The following is an 18,737-nucleotide window of genomic DNA, read 5'->3' on the forward strand; positions in this document are numbered from 1 at the left end:
CAAAGGGCAGCGCTTGATTGGCATTTCTACTGTGTTATCGCCAGACTTACGTAGAATGACTACGCTACGCTGGCTCTGCCTTGTATAAATACCAATCAAACTGCTGCAAAAACAAACTTGAAAGATCAACAGGCCCTAATGTTTTAATTATTAGCCAATCTTCTTGTATTTGATACGTTTAGGCTCTGCGGCCTCAGCACCAAAGGTCTTCTTCAGCCACTCTTCGTATTCAGTGTAGTTGCCGTCAAAGAAGTTGATTTGGCCTTCATCACGGTAATCTAGGATGTGGGTCGCGATACGGTCTAGGAACCAACGGTCGTGCGAGATACACATAACGCAGCCCGGGAATTCCAAAATCGCATTTTCTAGCGCTCGTAACGTTTCAACGTCTAGATCGTTGGTTGGTTCATCCAGCAACAGTACGTTACCGCCTGCTTTTAGTAGTTTTGCTAAGTGCAGACGATTGCGCTCACCACCAGAAAGCTCCTTAACAAATTTTTGTTGGTCATTGCCCTTAAAGTTAAAGCGGCCAACATATGCGCGGCTTGGTACTTCAAAGTTGCCAATTTTAAGAATGTCTTGGCCGTTAGAGATCTCTTGGAATACGGTGTTATTGCCGTCCATGTCATCACGGAACTGTTCAACAGTGGCAATTTCAACCGTCTCACCAATGGTGATGTTACCACTATCTGGCTGCTCTTGACCGCTTAACATTCTAAATAGCGTTGATTTACCCGCGCCGTTTGCACCGATGATCCCAACAATTGCCCCTTTAGGTACATTGAAGTTCAAATCGTCAATCAACAATCTGTCACCGAAGCTCTTACGTAAATTGCTTACTTCAATCACTTGGTCGCCTAAGCGAGGACCTGGTGGAATGAATAGCTCGTTGGTTTCGTTACGCTTTTGATAGTCGTTTTGCTGAAGCTCGGTAAACTGCGCCATACGTGCTTTAGACTTAGCTTGGCGACCTTTCGGATTTGAGCGTACCCATTCAAGTTCTTTTTCAATCGACTTCTGGCGTGCTTTCTCTGATTTTTCTTCTTGCTTCAAACGCGCATCTTTTTGCTCAAGCCATGAAGAATAGTTACCTTCCCACGGAATACCATGGCCACGGTCAAGCTCTAAAATCCAGCCTGCTACATTATCTAGGAAGTAGCGGTCGTGGGTGATCGCCACCACTGTGCCTTCGTAGTCATGAAGGAAGCGCTCCAACCACGCAACTGACTCGGCATCTAAGTGGTTAGTTGGTTCGTCAAGAAGCAGCATATCTGGCTTTTCAAGTAACAGTCGGCAGATAGCAACACGGCGTCTTTCACCACCAGATAGGTGCTCAATTTTTGCATCCCATTCTGGTAAACGAAGTGCATCGGCAGCGCGCTCAAGCGCATTATCTAGGTTGTGACCGTCATGAGCTTGAATGATAGCTTCTAATTCGCCTTGCTCTTTAGCTAGCGCATCAAAGTCAGCGTCTTCCATTGCGTACTCTGCGTACACTTCGTCTAATCGATTCAGAGCGCGTTTAACTTCGCCAACTGCTTCTTCAATCGTTTCACGAACGGTTTTGCTTTCATCAAGTACAGGTTCCTGCGGTAGGTAACCAATCTTAGTACCAGGTTGCGGACGTGCTTCGCCCTCGAATTCGTTATCCACACCCGCCATAATACGAAGTAGGGTCGATTTACCTGCACCATTAAGACCTAAAACACCAATTTTAGCACCCGGGAAAAAGCATAAAGAAATGTCTTTCAGAATAGTGCGCTTAGGTGGCACAACTTTGCTCACCCGCGACATGGTATAAATATATTGAGCCATGAGTTTCCAATCTCTTTTTTAAGTTAGATGTATTTTAGAGAAAGCCTTCCAGTGCTGCAATGTTGATAGTTCAGAACGAGGAAAAAACAATGCCCAAGCTAGTTTTAGTTAACTATTGTAATTTTTTATTTACCTTTTAATAAGTTAAACAATTAGACTGTTCATTTATCCAGTAATAAGTTGTAAGCATATCATTAATAGGTCATTTTTGACCTGTTTCCAATCCGAGAAATCGCTATTATATCACTACGCTGAAGAAAGTTATCAGATGAACATGTTAACGGGCGTGGTGGGTTTTTACCGGAACTAAAAACTCGATGGCAAGGATGAACGGCTACGTTGTTTTCGCTTTTCAGCGATCCCCATTCAGCTAAGCAGAACAAATTTTCACTAGTCGTGTTTATTTTTTGAGGTAAGGAGAACAATGACACTTATAAACACAACCACATCCAGACTGGTGGGTCAAAGCAAACCAGCTCCAACAGGAGCCGAAATTCTTCGTGTTGCGCGAAAGCTCAGAGGTTACACGCAAGCTGAATCAGCCGCTCATTATGGTATTGAGGAGCGTACGTTAAGACGATGGGAAAATAGGGAATATAGCCCACGCTGGAATGATGTTATTGGCCTAGTTGAAGATGTGTACTTACTCGATATTTTAGAAGTGATAGGAAAAATCCATGACCAACAAGCAAGTGACAATTAAACAGGTACGTACTGCCCTTAAGCGCTGGGGTAAGTTTTGGTGTAGTAAAGAGCTAGGTAAGGGCTTTAGTCGTCAAGCTGCAACTGAAGCTATAGGCAGTTCATCAAGCAAATACGTGAGCGCAGAGCAGATGCATGTGCCAGATGAAATTGCTCAACTTACCGCATCAATTGAGTTACTTAGACCAGAATGTAAGCGTGCAATCCGAGCTAAATACATGATGCATAACAAGGTGGTCGATGCAGCAAAAACATTGGGTTTTGACAGCAAGCGTTCAATGGAGTTTTGGTTATTGAAAGCTGAGCAAAGCTTGATGGTTAATATGTCGACACATTAGCAACAATAAAGGGGAATTGTATGTCCGTAATGAATACAGTAGAGCAACTCAAAAAACATGAGGGGTTTCGCCAATTTCCTTACCTTTGTACCGCGGGAAAGCTGACTATTGGCTATGGTCGAAATCTCGATGATAAGGGGATTGATGAAGAAGAAGCAGAATCACTACTTGCGAGCGATGTAGAAAATGCCAAAGCGGCGGTGGCGCGCAGGATTGCAACCCAACACTGCAACGATGCACGGATGGCGGTGCTGGTAAATATGGCGTTTAACTTAGGGATCACAGGATTACTTAACTTTAGTCGAATGTTACAAGCGGTCGAAAAAGGTGATTTTGATACCGCTGCGCTTGAAATGTTAGATAGCCGATGGGCAAGACAAGTGCCTAATCGCGCGCAAGAGCTTGCTCAACAGATGATCTCTGGGGAATGGCAATCATGAGCCTATTAGGTAGCCTATTTTCTGCAAAAACAGTGGCTCCGATAGAAGCAATTGGCAATATTCTTGATGAATTGTTTACCAGTGAAGAAGAAGTGCTCAAGCAAGAGCATTTAAAGGCGAGACTGATAGCAAAGCATGCATTAGTACAAGCGCAGATCAATCAAGTTCAAGCAGCGCACCGTAGTGTGTTTGTAGCGGGGGCGAGGCCTTTTTTGATGTGGGTGTGTGGTCTAGGCTTTTTGTTTTCGTTCGTGATTAATCCAATTCTACAGTGGTTAATGCCTGAACATGGTACGCCTGAGTTGCCGCTTGATGTGATGTTAGAGCTTACGCTTGCCATGTTAGGGCTTGCAGGGCTTAGAACCGTTGAGAAAGTAAAAGGGGTCAGCAAGTGAATCATCCTGAACAATGGCAAATGAAAAAGGAGTTTAATTTGGCCCACATTCTCACCACCATTGCGCTGTTGGTGTCTGGTGTTATTTACCTTGGTGACTTAGATAAAAGGATCACCACTAACTCCCAAGCGCTTGACCACCTCAAGCAAATTCGTCAAGAAGACCAAAAGCGCATCGAAAAGCGCTTAGATTCTATAGATAAAAAATTAGATACGTTGCTCGGTGCCCGCAGAGTAGGGTCGTAGCGCCGCTATTATCGGCCATATTGGCTTTCTTTATCCAACCCCACTAAAAAGGAGAGTAGCATGAATAATGCTATCGATTTGACGCGCCTATCTGCACCTGATGTGTTGGAGACAGTCAGCTATGAAGCTATTTATCAGGAATTAGAAGCGCAATTGCAACAGCAGTTTCCAGATTATCCATTTCTTCCCTCAGATCCAGCAATAAAGCTGATGGAGCTTTTTGCTTATCGCGAGGTATTGCTGAGGCAGCGTGTGAATGACGCCGCACAATCTGTGATGGTGGCATATGCTACGGGCAGTGATTTGGATCATTTGGGTGTTTTGTTCGGTGTGGCGCGAGAAGAAGCGGAATCGGATGAGCGCTATCGTTTGCGGATCCCACTTTCTCTTGAAAGTCATTCAATGGGAGGCACATCAGGTGCTTATCAGTACCACGCGTTTACGGCTTCTGCAAAAGTGAAAGACGTATTTGTTGAATCAACATTGCCGGGCATTGTTGAAGTCCATGTGTTACCAGTTGCTGATGTGGTGACTTTGGAAGATAAAGAAGCACTGAGAGCAGAGGTGTTACGTTATCTCAACGACGAAGATGTTAGACCGCTTACGGACCTTGTACGCGTGCATTTGGTAGAGCCAACGGCCTACACGATTGAAGCCGATATTTACTTTAATGCAGGTATTAATACGGAGCAGGTTAAAGTGTCCATCCATCGTGCAATTGAAAACTTTATTCAATCGCATTACTTGCTCGGGAAAGAAGTACCCAGCTCGGGACTTATTGATGCTTTGCATCAAGGAGGAGTAAGAAAAGTGAAGCTTCGCTCGATGCATGACGACCTCTCACCAAGTGCTAAAAATGCAGCTTACTGTCGCGATGTGCAATTACATTTTCCAACGGAGTAAGGTGAGTTATGACAAGTTATCATAAATTACTGCCACCTGGCACATCAAAGCTGGTTCGCACTATTGCTGAGCAAGTTGAAGACTTACCGAGTAAGCTTGAGGTAACACCAACTATCCCAGAATATGTGGGTAAGCAATGGCACCCAGAGAGCTGCCCAGAGGCTTTATTACCTTGGCTTGCATGGTCTTTATCAGTAGATGAGTGGGATGAAAGCTGGCCGGTAGATACTAAACGGGCATTTATCGCCAATTCGGTCAAAGTACATAAGCACAAAGGCACGGTTGGCTCAGTAAAGCGAGCATTGGCAGCGCTAGGGGTAAGTGTTGAGTTTTTTGAATGGTTTCAAGAAATTGATGATATAGCACTGGCGCCTTATCAATCAAAGCAGCCACATACCTTTATGTTTATCGCGTGGGTGAATGAAATCCCGTACACCAGTGATGCTGTGATCTTAAGTCCAGAGCTTTACCAAGCCGTTAAAGATGTTACCGATAGTACTAAACCAAAACGTGCTCATTTCGACTTTTTAGTCGGTGCCAAAATGAGCCTAAAACTGCAAACTGCCTCTATTGCCAGTGGTTTGCAGGTTGCGAGAAAGTCAGCGCAAACCGAGGCCGTAAAAGCACCCGCTGCCACCGTAGCAGCGGCATTTGCATTGGCAAACAATAAACAAATCGCAGCAACTGGTCGATATATGAAAAGCCAGCATGTGAATGCGTATTTACAAAGCTCTGCGCGAGTAGGACTTCACTTAAATAACCGTCGTCATGCACTAAGCCGAATTTATTTAACCAATGAGCAAAGACTGCCTGCCGCCAAGTTTGACTTTACGACGGAACTTGCGAGCACTTTGCACTTTACTAATCGTCGTTTTCAAGTGGCTAGATTCTACTGCCACACTTATACCAATTTGTCTTAATACGTGCTCAATTTGAAGGAGTAAATCTTACGCTAACTGCGTTAAAAATTTCTCATTTAGAACAACTAAATAGCAAAATTTTCGCCTTGCCTACATGGATGTAGGTACCTTAGCGATAGCAGGACGCGGTAGCGGAGTTATCGACAAGATTTTCTCGCCTCAAAATAGCTCACTTAATTAAGCAAATTGGTATTAATCATCGCAGCAATTTAGCCTATAACCGCTATTGGAATAGCGAATAAACACTTCAATTTATGTCATCAGCGTTTACCCAGCGGTAGTACCTATAGGTATAGAACCCATTGCTGTCATTTCATATCAATGTGCTTAATAAATCAGCTTATAAATCGAGTTGTGTATTGATGCGGGTTGATATCACTCAACAAAAGGAGACAGGTGCTGTGAGCACGATTTTACGGCCGACGATCACCACCGCGGGTTTGGAAGCAGTATTTAACGCCCAAAAAAATGGCTTTCAAGCGAAGATCAGTAAGGTAGGGCTTGGCACTGGCAATTATACGCCAGATCAAGGCTGCCGCCAGCTACAACAAGAAGTCCACCGCATCATGGTGGCAAGTGGCGAAGATAAGGGGAATGCCCAAATCCATATGAGTGTGATTGATGATACCGATCACAACTTTTGGGTCAATGAAGTGGGCTTTTATATCGAAAGCGAAGCAAATGGCCAAACACAAGAGGTGCTATTTGCGGTGTATTCTTCACCAGATAGGCCCATTGCTTATAAATCTGCGGAAGTCGATTTACTTCTTGCTTTTGATTTGGTGCTAACGGGCGTGCCTGCCGACGCCGTTACGATTGTTGATAACGGCGTTAATCTAAATATTCTTATCGCCCCTGAACTTGCCAAGCTAGGCGCTGCGCAAATTAACAATATGACTCGTCATCTTAAACAAAAGTTTGAGTTGATGGACAAAGGAATTTTATAGGAGCAACTCATGGCATTAGAACAAGATATTGCTAATCTCATTCAGTCTACGGATGCCTTAACGGCGGTGGTGGATAACAAGGCGCAGCAGCTCGATAACCAAATGGCTGCCTTTGACACGCGTATTGCGAAAAAAGAGCAAGATGTCGACAAATTTATTCAAGAGGCGATGCCAGAAACACGCTATATTCAGGACATTTTTATCGGCGGTTCAAAGGATTATTTTTATCCGGTGTGGTGGACTATGCCTGGTAATGCAGCGGGCGTGAGTAAGTTAACGATTGCTCGTCAGTATTCTTGGAATAGTGACACACAACCTTTAAATACCACAAGTCCTCATCAAGCGGCACTTTTACTTGAATTGGAGGGAAATGCAACAGCTTGGCACGGTGATGCAAATTTTCTACACGTTAAACGCTTTCATGAGCGTTATAACCCAACCGTAAGCCATGCCAGTTTTGCTATGTACTGCAAACGGGAAAAAGCTGATTCAAGTTTAGATCTATATGGTGGCGGTGAAGAAGGTGCCTTTGGTGCATTCTGTGCTACTCATAGCGGGGTTTATTTAAGAGGTGGCGGTCTTAAATATCGAGTTATTAAAAACTGGAAAGGCGACGTATGGTTCCATGACGGTAGCGATCAAGAGAGACGGAATCTATATGCAAGAAGCTGGGATAATTGGACAGTTCGTTGGTACGCAGAGCCAATTCCATTTGCCGAGCGTTTAGCACCAACACTAAGCTCAATCCCTTACGCAAACCATCCATACACACCACCAACAGCTTAAAGGAGTTACAATGGAAATTAAAACCTTAAAAATCGGTGATGATGAACTGATTAATGTGCCGGCAGATGAAAAAATACTGGCAGACTTAGGAGTAGCCAGTGCTGATATTCCGGGCATTTTAGCAGAGGCAAAGCAGGCTCAGCTTACAGCGCAATGTATGCACGCTAGAAGTTTTGCTTACCAGTGCGAGTCAGATGGCCTTGCCTTTGATTACCTAGCGGCAATGGCCGAATTTGGTGAAGCGAGTGAAGCAGCACAAGCGGCAAAAACCGTCTGGCTGCAAGCGCGAAGCACCATTAAAAATCGTTATCCAAAACCGCAATAACACCAATCTACAACGACTTTAGGCTATTAAGCCCACCATTCGGTGGGCTTTTTTGTGCCTGATTTACCGCTGAGATAACACTCAGTATTCCTTTTACAAATTGTATTAACCATATGGAGAAAAAATATGGCATTAGAACAAGATATTGCCAAATTGATTGAGGCGTCAAACGACCTCACCGCAACCGTCGATAATAAAATTCAAGATATTACGGCGACTTTAACTAGCAGCGTTGTTGATGCAAAAAATAAAGTCAACGCGGAGTTAGGCAAAATAGATCAAAGGTTTGACTCTGCCCGCAAAAAGCAGTCGCATTTTCGCGTGACTAAAAACCAAGCATTAATTCCCAATGAGGCAGGCACTTTTCCACACTCTTGGAGTGGTGGTTATGTAAAAGAAGCTAGATTACTTGAAACTGTTACTTCAGGTGTGGAGCCGAATCAAAGAACACCACTTGCAAGGGAATTTTTAAGAGCAATAAATTCTGATACTCAGCATTTCGCTAAGAGCTTTAATATTTGGGAACTAGAATATTACCCTAATCGTCGAGGCGAGAGTGCACATCTATTTGCGTATTTAATGTACCAGTACTTTAGAGCGCCTACCGTTGTAACAACAGCTGCGGTTGTGAAACATATTCGAGGGACAGTACCAAACAATTGGTGGTGTGAAGGCTTAGAAGCAAATCAAGACGCAAAGCTTTGTGGTAAGGTCATGAGTTTTGGCCGAAATAGATATGGTCATTGTCATCCTTATGTTCCTGGTGAAGGTAAACCTGAGGATGAAACTGGCGTGATTCAAATTGCCCTTCCTGCAGTTGTGACAGGAGAAGTACCTTTGGATGACTGGGGACAATTCGCCTATTTAGGTGACGCTACACAAAATGCTTACGACTAAGGAGAATAAAAATGGCAAAACTAATAGTAAATAACCAAATTGTTGACAAGTTCTACGACGCCAATACCCCACATTTTGTAACGCAAGAGTTTGTTGAAGATACATTTGGAGTGGGAACAACATTCACACTAGAGCTTAGTGCAGCTGAGACAGCTCTGCAGAGCAAGCAGTCTGCGCGTGAGCAAATTGCTCAACAAGTTGCAGACACAGACACATTGCTCGGTACAACGGCAGATACAGCACAATTACTGCTGAAAGAGCTGAGCAGTTTGGTTACTTCACTTAGCACCGCACAATCACTGGATGACGTTAGAGCTTCTGTGAGTGGACTTAAAGATAAAATTGGCCATATCCACGCTGATGTGCAATCAGGAAGCTTAACTTTTCCGTACCAAGTGAAAGGCGAAGCACAGGTGATGCACGAAATCGCCGAGCGTGCAAATGGCGTAAGCCAAGCACTGCAAAGCAACGCTTAAAAATACCCACCACAAGCACTCAGTCATTTTTGATTGGGTGCCTTACAACAGGCCCCATTATGTCTTTAACTAACTTCAGTGCGGTCAGTCTTAGTCAATTACCCGCATCAGATTTACTTGAACCCGTTGAATTTAAAACGCTTTATAATGAGCTAAAACAAGCAGTAGAGCACGCCTGCCCAGAACTTTCTGAGCTACTACCTAGCGACCCCATCGTCAAGCTGATGGAAGTCTTTGCTTATCGAGAGCTGTTATTACGTCAACAAATTAATGAAGGCGCGCAGCAGGTGCTGCTGGCAAAAGCCACGAGCAGTGAACTCGATTATCTGGGTAATCGTTTTGCGGTGATACGAGAAGCAGAGGAGAGTGATGAGCGCTTTCGAGCGCGTATTCAATTGGCACTAGAAGGGTTTAGTACGGCAGGGCCAATTGGTGCTTATTATTTTCACACGCTTAAAGCCTTACCTCAAGTTAAGGATGTTTTTGTTGAGTCTCCCGAATTTGAGCTGCTTCAGGTCGAGCCGCCATTATCAGACTTTGTACCAGTGCATACGAAATTGCTGCATTGTACTCATGCCGCTAGGCTTCTAGATGCCGCGCCGGGAGATGTTGCCATAACGGTGCTGACAGATAGAGGCAATGGCATACCAAATCAAGACGAAATCACAGCAATTACAGAGTATTTGTTTCAAGAAGACATTAGGCCTCTGACGGATAGGCCACGAGTACTCTCAGCTGAGGTAAAAGAATTTATCCTCCGCGCCACGCTTTATTTATATCCAGGCCCCGATGAAGAAAGCGTGAAATCTACGGTAGAGCAAAGTGTGCAGCAATGGTTAAAAACACATCATAAACTTAATCATGATATTCGTTTGTCTGGGCTTTACAGTGCGCTACACCAAGCTGGTGTGCAACGTGTTGAACTTCTCTCACCCGCCGCGGACATTATCAATACCCCTTGGCAGGCTGCGTTTTGTACACAAGTGGAGATAAACATTGCAGGAAGAGATATTTAATACACTATTACCGCACGCAAGCACTAAGCTTGAGCATGCGCTGGCAAAGGCCCTACGTAAAGTTTCCGCGACTCCCGTTCCACTTGGTAGCCTTTGGGATCCATGGCGATGTCCCGAGCATTTTTTACCTTGGCTTGCGGATGCACTCAGTGTGGACTTTTGGGATAGTGCTTGGCCAGTTGAAGTGAAGCGCAAGATTATAGCGAATAGCGTGCCCGATCATCGAATAAAAGGGACGGTTAGTGCAATAAAAAGTGCGCTATCCACTCTAGCTGCAAAAGTTGAGCTTAAAGAGTGGTGGCAACAAGAAAATCCTCACGCGTTTACGCCGCATTCTGCACAGGTCATTGCGTTGGCCGCTCAGAACCTAGATCCAGCAGGCAGCACGCTACTGACTCCTAAGTTGCAGGCACAACTTTGGCAAGCTGTGGTGATGACAAAACCATGCCGCAGCCAAATTAGTTTGCGTGTAGGAGTACAGCAAAGTGCAAGCTTATCGCTCAATACCGTCAGTCAGTCTGCGAGCCTCCAGCGAACATGGATGCCTCAACAAACAGATAATGTTGCAAATTTAAGCCAGTTGTATCTTGCTGGTACTTCTGTTTTGCAAGGTGTGGGCAAAATATCCGGTGAAGTGCGCTCTGATCTCAAAAGTGCTTCTAGCCTTTATGTTCACGCTGCTCCCTTGGCTATCCAAATCCAGCGACAGTCGTTTTATTGCTATTAATACTTACACACGTTCAATCTGCTGCAAAAACAAACTTGAAGATTAACAGACTCTAAAGGAATGACTAATGGAACAATTTACGCCGCTTATTACGCAGGCGGGATTAAACGCGGCCGTTAATGCCAAAGCCAATGGTTTTACCATTGATATTAGCGCGATTGCGGTAGGCACTTCTGGCTATACGCCGTCTCGTAGCCAAACTAGGCTGCGAGGTGAAAAAAATCGAGCGGCGATTGCTGGCGGGCAAGTTGTTGGTGACGGGCAATTTCATATTACCGGACATTTTATTGATGATGCTGAGTACGCGGTGCGCGAAGTGGGTTTTTATCTTGCAGATGGCACTTTGTTTGCCGTTTGGTCACACCCGCAAAATGTACTTTTTTATCAAACTCCAATTGCACAAATTGTACAAGGGTTTGATCTGCTGTTAAGTGCTGCACCGGTAGACGCTATCACGATTAATACTACAGGCGATTTAACGCTTTTCTATGTCGGTGAATTTCTCGACATGCTGGTGGCACAAACCCAACAACTGAGTGCGCAAATTCAAGCGAATCACCGACAAATTCAATTCAACGACAGACTACTACAGCTAGGAGTTTAATATGGCGGATTATCATCCAATGACATTAGAGCAGCGCATCACTGCACTGCATGCCGAGAACGGCAAATTAATCGATTCAAATAATGCCCTCACACAAACCGTGATCGGCAAAATGGGGGAAATTAATCATGCGCTGAGTGATGCGCAGCAAGATATTAGTGAAGCGATTACTTTGGCGGGGTCAAAAACAGATCAAGCGATCCTCAACTTTGCAGATAGCCATTCTGATATAAAAGTGAGTTATTATGATCAAGTTGCTCATTCAAAGGCTTCACTTGGGGTAGTTGCTGATCCAGAAGATGAATCTCGCTCTGAGTGGGTATTAGTGCCAACGACGAGCATTGGTTACCATATTTATCCGACTGTAGGTGCACTTACTAAAGTTCATTTAGTTCATGGGTACTCATATTCGCCCGGGTACAGTGAAGCGCCACAGTATGAGCGCGACTGGAGTGTAACCTATATGCAATTTGTTTTTGCGAACTCCGCGGCGACGAGTGTAGAGATCAATGAGCAATTGAATACAAATAGCGTGAGTGTTAGAAATTTTGGAGGCTGGTGGAATGGTGCATCGACAGGCTCAATTCCTGTATTAAAGCTCTCTCAACATCATCCATACTCGAGGTTATTTGTACGATTTATTAACCGAACTTTTGTCCCTGCTGCAACTTCAAAGCCACCACAAAATATCGTTGAATTTGGTGGTAACGCCACTTTTGCTGTTGACTGTGTTATTAACTATCCAAGAATCGAGGTGTAATTATGCAAGAACAAATTCCTTCACAACAAGATCATTTAGCGACACTCGCGTACCTAGACAAGCAAGTAAAGCGCGGGCAAATAAGCCGAGCAGTGGCGGATGTAGAATCTATTATTGGGACTACTGCGGATACAGGTCACCTAGTATTAGTTGAGTTTATTAAACTGCTTGATGGTTTAAGCAAAGCAACAACACTTGCCGAGATGCGTGCAGCGGCATCACAGGGGCGTGACGACTTAGGTACATTAACCACAAAAGTGCTGAATAATGAAATTCAGTTTCCCTATCAAGGTAAAGGCGCTGAAAATGTTTACCAAGAAATTGAATCTCGCGCTACTGGTGTTGCAAGCATTTTAACTTCCTCAGAATAAGGCACTCTATGGCAAATCAATCAATCGATCTTTCCACTTTGCCTGCGCCAAACATCCTTGAACCACTTGATTTCGAAAGCCTGTTCCAAGCACGTAAACAACGTTTTATCGAACTTGCACCTGAATATGCCGAAGCGCTAGCGCTTGAAAGCTCGCCGCTTGCGATTTGTTTGCAAGTCGAAAGCTATCGCGAGCTGTTATTACGACAGCGCGTCAATGAAGCCGCGGCGGCTAATTTGTTAGCCACCAGCCAAGGCGCCGATCTTGAGCATCTTGGCGCTTTTTATGGGGTGGCTCGGTTGCCCGATGAACATGACGAAACCCTACGAATGCGTATTCGCAACAGTACCATAGCGTCTAGCACGGCAGGTAGTGCGGCGCATTATCGTCATCAAGTCATTGAAGCTGCACCGGGATTAATCAAGGATGTGTCGGTGCAAAGCCCAGGGGATGGGCTGGTGGTGGTAACGGTACTCGCAAAGTTTGACACTGATGCAGAACAGGTTTTAGCACAAGTTAAAGAGAGGCTATTTGATGACTCTGTGAAAATGCTAACAGACACGTTAGAGGTCAAACTTGCACAGCCCGTTTGGGTAGATGTTGAAGCTGAGCTTTATCTCAATACTCATGCTTCTGAACTTATTATCAATAAGCTGAAGCAAACGTTGCAAGATAACTGGATCAACATCACGACACTTGGTTGGGATTTAACGCCAAGCTGGCTGCATGCACAATTACATAGTACGGGAATTAGGCATATCGAACTGCTTGCTCCAACACAGTTAATTGATGTGGCAGCCCATCAGTACGTTATGCCCAAGTCAATCTCGCTGACATTAAAGCGAGGCTAAGATGACGTTATTACCTCCTAATCACACTTTGCTACAACGGCGATTGCAGCAAAGTGTTGCCGTGAGTGACGATATTCATTCGGGTATTTCAAGGTTATCTGGGTTTAAGGCCGAACCGCACGACAACTTGCTGATGTGGCTCGTTTGGGAGTATGGCTTGGAAGCTATTTTGCCCTACAGCCAAGACCTTCGCGAAACCATCAAGGAAGGTCTGGTTTGGCAGCGACTTCGCGGTACACCAAAAAGTGTAGACATCGCGCTCAATTGGCTCAACTTTGACGAGGCTGAGCTTGAGGTTGATAAACCCGGACGCCACTTTTATCGCTATCAATTGGCATCTGGCAAAATTCCAGGGAACAAGGCGCTTAAAGATATACACCAGCTGCTTGGACTATCTGCCCCAGTAAGAGCCAAACTCTCACGTATTTATCATGGTTATGATGTGCGTGAACTGAAGTTATCTCAAAGTGGTTTTGGAGCGCTTCTATCTGATGTTTCTGGCGTGCCATTTCATGATGGCGATAACACGCTATGCAAAGTCAGCTTTGGCCGTAGCCACCAGCAAGGTGTGAGTCATAACATGACGAATGCCTCTACACACCTCAGTAGAACACATAGTCAGCGCAGTCATTACCTCACCACAAAACGCTTGAGTGAATATAAGCTCAGTGACAAAGAGCCTTCACAACTGCCTGTGAGCTTAGCCCGAATTAGGCTGCTTTCACAGCATCGCGTGTGGTCAACAAGAACATGGCAGGGTGAGTGGCAACAAAGCTGGACTAAAGCCGACGCGTTTGTCGGTGATCCGCTTCATGCAACGACTGTACATTGGCAACACCGTCAAATGATGCCGCTCTCAACTGCGCTCGCCACCACTGGACGGCTTAATGTTCATTGCAGTCGTTTCCAAGTGGTGCTCTCAGAATAGTACTCCTCAAATAAATGGAACTCTCAATGCAATCATCACAATTTGCGTCTGTTGTATGGACGACACCGGGGCTTGCCAAATTGACGCAGGCGCTAGAGCAAGGACAAGCTTTTACGTTGACGCATTTATCCGCCGGAAGCGCAGGTTATATCGCGTCTCACTTGCAAACGCAGTTACGACATGAGCGCCAAAAGGTCCCGATTTTACAGGCGGAGCAACTCACTGCAACACAAGTGCGTTTTAGCGCAGTGTTTGAGGGGGAAGCCGATTACCCAGTTAAAGAATTAGGAATTTGGTCTGGCAGCACCTTAGTCGCGGTATATAGCGCAGGGGGCGAAGTGCTGAATCATAAAAGCAAAGACGTAGCATGGTTAGAGGTCATTTCGCTTAACCTCGCAGCGCTGCCTTCACAGCAAGTCAGTTTTGAAACTGGGGTGCTTAACACCAATATTTTTATGGCAAAAGAACTGGCGACGTCTGTGTATGCACATCTTAGACAAGGTAAAAGTCTAATCCAGCAAGCCAACCAAACCATGCAACTGGCGATGCGCCTGCGCAAAGCAAACATAGGATAATACATGACCATAGAATCACAACTTGCTCAGTTGCAACAGGCTGCAACTGAGCAAACCGAAGCAAGTGTTCAACTTGCCAATAATATCACCGAAGGCTTACAGGAAATTGATCAGGTTAAGCAAGATATTGCCCAAACCTATCAAACGGTTAATCAGAACAACCAAGCGCTGAATGATTGGCAAACTCAGTCTGGCAGCGTCAACCTCAAAGATCTAAATGGCAACAGCCATACACTGCCAACCCTGAAATCACTGATTGCAGACGCACAAAGCGTTAACCCGCATCCCCATGTAATGACCAAAGCCCAGTTTGATGCACTGCGCGATATGCGTAAACAGCAATATGCGGGAAGTGGGTTTGTGGAGTGGGGGAAGCATAATTACAGCGCAAATAATGTAAATGTGAATGAAGGAATTTGGCAGTATATAGCGCCTTCAGTAAGGAATACGCTGATCATGGGTGAAGCTGCATCAAACAAAATAGCAGGAACCTCTAATACAATATATCCGGTTGTGAATATCGACGGGGTTACACATCATGTTTCTAGAGTCGCGCACACTAGCACTCAATCTATTTTGAAATTTCCCTCTGCACCCGACGGCACCAAAACCTATGACTCAGCGTCTGGCACCGTAACCCAGCATAGTAATGCTGAAGCCGCATTTGCAGCAGAAACCGATAGCAATAAGGTGATCACCTCTCGTAAAGACTTAGTGTTTCTGGAGTCTTGGCATGAGAAAATTGCAGATAAAGATGTCGTGTATCCACTCGGTAATGTGCAATATGGTGCAAATAACTATAAGGGCATTGCCCTTCGCAATAACCTCGTTGCTCAGGGGTACTCCGCATTTGGTGAATGGGATACTGGTACAAAGGGGCATGGTATTAAATGGTCATCGCTAACAGAGGCGCAAAAGGCTATTTTCCTTGGAGAGCCTGAGCATAATATTTACTACGACCCAAAGGCCAAAGCGTATATTCAGGTTAGATATAGAATGCGTGTGATTGAGGGGTTAGGGGGAGGATTTGACTATACATATCCAGTACATGTAACCGCTTCGTGGCGTCCGAAAGCTGGAAGTTATTCCAAATATTTCAATGCCAGAGGTAAAAACATTACAGCTATTGACTATTACAGTGAAAGCTTGGGATATGGTTACTTCAATCCACTTAACAACATCCAGCGGACAATAACAAACAAAGGAGATTTTGAAGGGTTTGGGACAAGAAAAATGCTGGGCCATGATAGTAAGTGTTTTGCAATTCCAATCGCCCTAGTTCAGCGCCTTAATCAAGGGGCTTACCACCCGACATATAACCCACTTGGAACTGCTTATGTTTGGAATGGTTCTACTACAGTAAATTGGTACAATCAATATTATAAAATCAGTTCTACCAAACAAGCATTTATTGATATTCCAACCAATGGAAATGGTGAAGGCTCGATTTTATCTGGCTCAAGCGGACGGCATGATCAATACAAATACCACGATGCTATCTACGCAGGCCAGCTTGAAGATTTGCGCTTAAGTGCGAAAAAGCAGAATGTTAACGAGCTACGTGAAGAAACTATGCGCAAAGCGGTTGCTGGGACATTACGCGGAAAGAGCAAAGTACCTTTTACTCACATTAAAAAGGCCGGCTCTTTTACTAAGCGAAGTGATACGGCTTATGAGACTCACAGCAGTTTTAACCCTTCACAATGGCGTTTGTCTTTTGAAGTTTCCAACTCAACGTTCGGCAATAGTGGTGGCAGTTTCAATGGTTATAAAACAGGTGCAGATAAGCCTAGCGGTGATTGGGTATACTATGTCGGCAGTAATGGTCAGTCGTTTTTGTCAGCAAGTATTGTGCACTTTTCTTATGGAGAAAATCAGCATTATTTCTTGCCTTGGATTGAGGATGATATTAACGGGCAAACACTTACTTCAGTACGAGAGTCAATTAGACAGCAGGTTGATGAGTTTTTTCCGATAGGAACGGATATTGATGTATATGTGATTAAAGCAGATGAAATCGATGCTGAATTCGACTCACTCCCTTGGGTCGATATCATTGGCAGCCCTGAAAACATCGCGGCTACCTTCCCTGACGGTGTGGTTGGGCAGTGGATCCCCACAATCCCAGATGGCACAAGTAAAAGTTATCAATTAAATAAAAAAGCAGTGTCAACGTCGCCAACTCTCTATGTAACTGACGATAACGGCAGTACATGGATCCAAACGGGTTCAACAATTCATCCATATGCAAATATTCGGAATGTAGCCCCCTCTGCTGGAAAAGTTGAACTATGGTGTTACGAGGCAAAAGCTAAGTTCACAGAAGCGGCATCACTCTCAAAGCTGCTAAATATGTCATCAGATGTGTGGAGTGGTAACTATTCTCAGCCATCTTTAGGTAATCGGTTAAAAGAAAGCTTGATTGATAAAAGTGGGGGAGCTGATAGGGATAATCCCAGAGGTTATTACAAACTGGAGTACAAAAATATTGATGATATTCATATCAGTACTAGAGTGGAGCACCAGCCTAAACATGCCCCGATTACTGACTTGTCACCGAATACCGAGGCTGTTAAATCAATATACTCGATAGTGGAGAAGAGTGGATTGATGTATCTCCAGCTCAATGGTGCTGAACTTAAATACCAATATAAAGAGGTGCTACCAGTTAACTCGAGCATTTTACAGGCTTACAGTAAAGGCAAGCTATATCATTTTGTGGTTGGTGCATTCAAAGGGCTAGTGGTGCAATTGCTTATGGACGTAACTTGCATAATGGAAGAGAAGTGTTACTTAAACAGCGAAGGAGAAATTGTCAGCTTCACAACTGGCAACGTAATCGGTATTGCATCAAGTGCGAAAGGTTCATGGGGCGATGACCAAACGATCCCAATTATCGATGGCGAAAACACCAAAACCGATCTCAACGGCAATACCGTCAAAGTGTTCAGCCATCACACCCTATTCCCAATAGGAATTGCACATAATGGATAAGGAGAGTGCGATGAATACTGAGACTGAGAACCACACGACTGATGCAGTAGAGGCCTTAACGCTGAGCTATACGGACGTGCAAACAAAAATAATGCTGCGTCATCCTCAAGAACAGATTGACGAGGTACTACAACTTGCCATTGAGCAAGAAGAAGCGGCATATCGCGAGGCGCATGCCGCGTGGCAGACTGAAACGACAGAAGTGCAAGCACAGATAGCTGAGGCGCAAGCGCACAATGCCGCTAACCCAGATGAACTAATGCCTGTGCCACCGCTACCAACGGAGCCTATGCTGGACTTGCAAGCGAGAAGAGCGTGCTATCGTGTTGAGTATGTGGAGGTGGATTTAGCATTAACCACTGAAACTGTTGACTCGCGCATAGAGTACGACGACGAAGCGCGAGTGGCTTATCACCATCCTGCGACCATTTCGCACACTGAACAACAAATTGCAGACACTAAACGTGAGCGCTTTAAAAGTCAGCGTGCAGCGAATGTGGCGTCAATCGCCGTTGAAGTGGACGGTCTGGTGTTTGATGGTGATGAACAAAGTCAGCAACGTATGGTTCGAGCCATACTGCTGATGACAGACAGTGACACGCAGCGTTGGGTACTTGCCAATAACAGTGTGGCTAATGTGACCAAAGCACAACTTACCCAAGCTTGTTTACTTGCTGCAGAGCAACAATCCGACCTCTGGATTGAATCTTACTAAACCTCTA

General features: G+C 44.8%; 23 protein-coding genes. 22 read left to right on the plus strand and 1 reads right to left on the minus strand.

All coding sequences use genetic code 11. From position 1 onward, the window contains the following. Positions 1 to 150 precede the first annotated feature (150 nt). Positions 151 to 1,815 (minus strand): energy-dependent translational throttle protein EttA, encoded by a 1,665-nt coding sequence (ettA, locus tag JJQ94_RS10160; protein WP_010604458.1) that lies wholly within the window; start codon positions 1,813 to 1,815, stop codon positions 151 to 153. A gap of 424 nt (positions 1,816 to 2,239) precedes the next feature. On the opposite strand from ettA, the gene JJQ94_RS10165 reads away from it, so the two are divergent. The 22 genes from JJQ94_RS10165 (at position 2,240) to JJQ94_RS10270 (ending at position 18,730) form a co-directional block, all read left to right on the plus strand. Beyond that, on the plus strand, positions 2,240 to 2,518 hold the full coding sequence (locus JJQ94_RS10165; protein WP_010378322.1) for a helix-turn-helix domain-containing protein: 279 nt from the start codon (positions 2,240 to 2,242) through the stop codon (positions 2,516 to 2,518). Next, the gene (locus tag JJQ94_RS10170; RefSeq protein ID WP_039496108.1) at positions 2,493 to 2,855 is read left to right on the plus strand and encodes a hypothetical protein; all 363 of its coding nucleotides are present in this window, start codon (positions 2,493 to 2,495) and stop codon (positions 2,853 to 2,855) included. Before JJQ94_RS10165 ends, JJQ94_RS10170 begins: the two co-directional genes overlap by 26 nt. A 20-nt stretch (positions 2,856 to 2,875) precedes the next feature. Next, complete coding sequence (locus JJQ94_RS10175) at positions 2,876 to 3,295, plus strand: glycoside hydrolase family protein (protein ID WP_017218911.1); 420 nt, start codon at positions 2,876 to 2,878, stop codon at positions 3,293 to 3,295. Continuing rightward, complete coding sequence (locus tag JJQ94_RS10180; RefSeq protein WP_017218912.1) at positions 3,283 to 3,690, plus strand: 3TM-type holin; 408 nt, start codon at positions 3,283 to 3,285, stop codon at positions 3,688 to 3,690. Before JJQ94_RS10175 ends, JJQ94_RS10180 begins: the two co-directional genes overlap by 13 nt. Next, positions 3,687 to 3,935, plus strand: a complete 249-nt coding sequence (locus JJQ94_RS10185; protein WP_099031760.1) for a hypothetical protein — start codon at positions 3,687 to 3,689, stop codon at positions 3,933 to 3,935. The genes JJQ94_RS10180 and JJQ94_RS10185 overlap by 4 nt, the downstream gene beginning before the upstream one ends. A gap of 60 nt (positions 3,936 to 3,995) precedes the next feature. Further along, positions 3,996 to 4,838: a baseplate assembly protein gene (locus JJQ94_RS10190; protein ID WP_099031761.1), complete on the plus strand. Its 843-nt coding sequence runs from the start codon at positions 3,996 to 3,998 to the stop codon at positions 4,836 to 4,838. Positions 4,839 to 4,846: 8 nt separating this feature from the next. Further along, positions 4,847 to 5,758, plus strand: a complete 912-nt coding sequence (locus tag JJQ94_RS10195; protein ID WP_099031762.1) for a phage tail protein I — start codon at positions 4,847 to 4,849, stop codon at positions 5,756 to 5,758. 401 nt (positions 5,759 to 6,159) lie between these two features. Then, entirely contained in the window at positions 6,160 to 6,705 is a 546-nt protein-coding gene (locus JJQ94_RS10200; RefSeq protein ID WP_236596578.1) for a phage tail-collar fiber domain-containing protein, read from the plus strand. A gap of 9 nt (positions 6,706 to 6,714) precedes the next feature. Beyond that, positions 6,715 to 7,491 carry a phage tail protein gene (locus JJQ94_RS10205; protein ID WP_099031763.1) on the plus strand — a complete coding sequence of 259 codons (777 nt, stop codon included), beginning with the start codon at positions 6,715 to 6,717 and terminating at the stop codon, positions 7,489 to 7,491. 10 nt (positions 7,492 to 7,501) lie between these two features. Next, positions 7,502 to 7,816, plus strand: coding sequence for a hypothetical protein (locus tag JJQ94_RS10210; protein ID WP_099031764.1), 315 nt, complete (start codon positions 7,502 to 7,504; stop codon positions 7,814 to 7,816). Between the two features lie 126 nt (positions 7,817 to 7,942). Continuing rightward, entirely contained in the window at positions 7,943 to 8,713 is a 771-nt protein-coding gene (locus JJQ94_RS10215) for a hypothetical protein (protein WP_099031765.1), read from the plus strand. 11 nt (positions 8,714 to 8,724) lie between these two features. Further along, positions 8,725 to 9,189, plus strand: a complete 465-nt coding sequence (locus JJQ94_RS10220) for a hypothetical protein (RefSeq protein WP_099031766.1) — start codon at positions 8,725 to 8,727, stop codon at positions 9,187 to 9,189. A gap of 59 nt (positions 9,190 to 9,248) precedes the next feature. After that, positions 9,249 to 10,205, plus strand: coding sequence for a baseplate assembly protein (locus JJQ94_RS10225; protein ID WP_099031767.1), 957 nt, complete (start codon positions 9,249 to 9,251; stop codon positions 10,203 to 10,205). Continuing rightward, positions 10,186 to 10,932, plus strand: a complete 747-nt coding sequence (locus tag JJQ94_RS10230) for a phage tail protein I (RefSeq protein WP_099031768.1) — start codon at positions 10,186 to 10,188, stop codon at positions 10,930 to 10,932. The genes JJQ94_RS10225 and JJQ94_RS10230 overlap by 20 nt, the downstream gene beginning before the upstream one ends. A 67-nt stretch (positions 10,933 to 10,999) precedes the next feature. Further along, positions 11,000 to 11,536 carry a phage tail-collar fiber domain-containing protein gene (locus JJQ94_RS10235; RefSeq protein WP_099031769.1) on the plus strand — a complete coding sequence of 179 codons (537 nt, stop codon included), beginning with the start codon at positions 11,000 to 11,002 and terminating at the stop codon, positions 11,534 to 11,536. A gap of 1 nt (position 11,537) precedes the next feature. Beyond that, entirely contained in the window at positions 11,538 to 12,296 is a 759-nt protein-coding gene (locus JJQ94_RS10240; protein WP_099031770.1) for a hypothetical protein, read from the plus strand. Between the two features lie 2 nt (positions 12,297 to 12,298). After that, positions 12,299 to 12,667: a hypothetical protein gene (locus tag JJQ94_RS10245; protein WP_099031771.1), complete on the plus strand. Its 369-nt coding sequence runs from the start codon at positions 12,299 to 12,301 to the stop codon at positions 12,665 to 12,667. 8 nt (positions 12,668 to 12,675) lie between these two features. Then, the gene (locus tag JJQ94_RS10250; RefSeq protein WP_099031772.1) at positions 12,676 to 13,518 is read left to right on the plus strand and encodes a baseplate assembly protein; all 843 of its coding nucleotides are present in this window, start codon (positions 12,676 to 12,678) and stop codon (positions 13,516 to 13,518) included. Between the two features lies 1 nt (position 13,519). Beyond that, positions 13,520 to 14,446: a phage tail protein gene (locus tag JJQ94_RS10255; RefSeq protein WP_099031773.1), complete on the plus strand. Its 927-nt coding sequence runs from the start codon at positions 13,520 to 13,522 to the stop codon at positions 14,444 to 14,446. A gap of 26 nt (positions 14,447 to 14,472) precedes the next feature. After that, positions 14,473 to 15,021: a hypothetical protein gene (locus JJQ94_RS10260; RefSeq protein ID WP_099031774.1), complete on the plus strand. Its 549-nt coding sequence runs from the start codon at positions 14,473 to 14,475 to the stop codon at positions 15,019 to 15,021. 3 nt (positions 15,022 to 15,024) lie between these two features. Then, complete coding sequence (locus tag JJQ94_RS10265; protein ID WP_099031775.1) at positions 15,025 to 18,015, plus strand: hypothetical protein; 2,991 nt, start codon at positions 15,025 to 15,027, stop codon at positions 18,013 to 18,015. A gap of 10 nt (positions 18,016 to 18,025) precedes the next feature. Continuing rightward, positions 18,026 to 18,730, plus strand: coding sequence for a DUF4376 domain-containing protein (locus JJQ94_RS10270; RefSeq protein ID WP_236596579.1), 705 nt, complete (start codon positions 18,026 to 18,028; stop codon positions 18,728 to 18,730). The last annotated feature ends 7 nt before the right edge of the window (positions 18,731 to 18,737 follow it).

Source organism: Pseudoalteromonas sp. GCY (genome assembly GCF_016695175.1).
In the GTDB taxonomy this organism is placed as follows: domain Bacteria; phylum Pseudomonadota; class Gammaproteobacteria; order Enterobacterales; family Alteromonadaceae; genus Pseudoalteromonas.